Origin of the sequence: Bacteroides sp. CAG:633 (assembly GCF_000435115.1) — a bacterium.
GTDB lineage: Bacteria > Bacteroidota > Bacteroidia > Bacteroidales > Bacteroidaceae > Bacteroides > Bacteroides ndongoniae.
In genome coordinates this window covers 1-1,368 of the sequence record NZ_FR882982.1, presented here as the reverse complement: position 1 = coordinate 1,368, position 1,368 = coordinate 1, and the positions used below count along the sequence as shown (strand labels likewise).

1 protein-coding gene is annotated in these 1,368 nt (G+C 45.3%); it reads right to left on the bottom strand.

The genetic code is table 11. The features are described 5' to 3' along the window. Nucleotides 1-250: 250 nt before the first annotated feature. Entirely contained in the window at nt 251-1,162 is a 912-nt protein-coding gene (locus QVP67_RS01915; RefSeq protein ID WP_022161872.1) for an Rpn family recombination-promoting nuclease/putative transposase, read from the bottom strand. Nucleotides 1,163-1,368: the final 206 nt, after the last annotated feature.

The following is a 1,368-nucleotide window of genomic DNA, read 5'->3' as shown; positions in this document are numbered from 1 at the left end:
CCGCTCATTCCGTGTAGTCCGCGTATCCATCTTTCACCACAAATAGTTCACCCACAGAATATTACGATGAAACTTCACCCTGCAAACTGATGAAAAATACCACAGAAGACACGGATGATCACGGATTAAACATGGCGGTGGGGTAGTAGTATAATAATGTGTAAGGGATAGAGACGCAAAATTTTGCGTCTCTACAGTTTGCATATAAATTAATCTGACAAATCTGTGTAATCTGTAAATTATTGACAGTTTATAAGGTTTTGATTTCCTCGACTGTGAGTCCGGTGATTTGGGCTATAGTTTCGATTGGAATGCCGGCGGCTTTCATGGCAGTAGCGTTTTTTAGACGCTCTTCCCTAATGCCTTGTTCTCTTCCTTCAGCTCTTCCTTCAGCCAATCCTTCTTCTCTCCCTTCCGCTCTTCCTTCAGCTCTTCCCTCTGCCCGTTCTGTCTGAATATTATCCCGGAGGATGACGATATTGTCCAAGTGGCGATAATAGGCTTTCAGTTCATCCTGACTCATACGGTCCAGTTGCAACTGCTCTTTCACGGTCTCCAGTCCTGGTGCGGTGGCACCTTCCGGCACTTCGCCCGTGTTCAGATAGTAAATCCATTCTTCCAAAGGCGTTTTTGCCACACGGTTGAAGTCGTTCACCTTCAGTATGTAGTACTCCGGATAAAGCTGGCTCACCTGATCGACCTTGAAAGTCTGACGCTGGAATGGCGAAAGCTCCAACAGGTCGCCCTCGTGAATGCCACGGAACTCCGTCTTGCCATGGTAAACAAAATCCTTTCCGTGCCCTAACGAGAAATAGACGATGTTCACGCTATACACCTTGCGCACTTTTTCATATCCCTCGCCACGGTTGATATATTCCGTCACCAGTTTCGACGCACCGAACAGCATGCGCTGGAAGTAAGCATACTCGTTGTTGTTTTGCACTTCTATCAGGATCAGTTCGCCCCGTGAGTCCTCGGCAAGCATGTCCACACGGTTATACTTGTCATACTCATCCTCCTGGTTGCTTTCGCTTTCCAGCAACTTGCAGATTTTCACCTTATCTTCCAACAACGTGGTCAGCAGTCCTTCCAATACAGCATAGTTGGCCTTATTGCGCAACAATCGCTTCATGGCCCAGTCGAAACGGATGTAATTTGCCATAGTCTTTCAAAATGAAGTTCATAACGCAAATAAACGAAGTTCTTGCTACATTTCCAAACATTGAAAAGAAATATTCGTTTGACATGACGGGGGATATTCACCACAGATGACACGGATGATCACGGATTGGAGACCGGGGGATGAAGTTATATGTGTGTATGCCCTAAAAAGAAATTTTATACTCTTAATATTAAAAATGGTCTGAG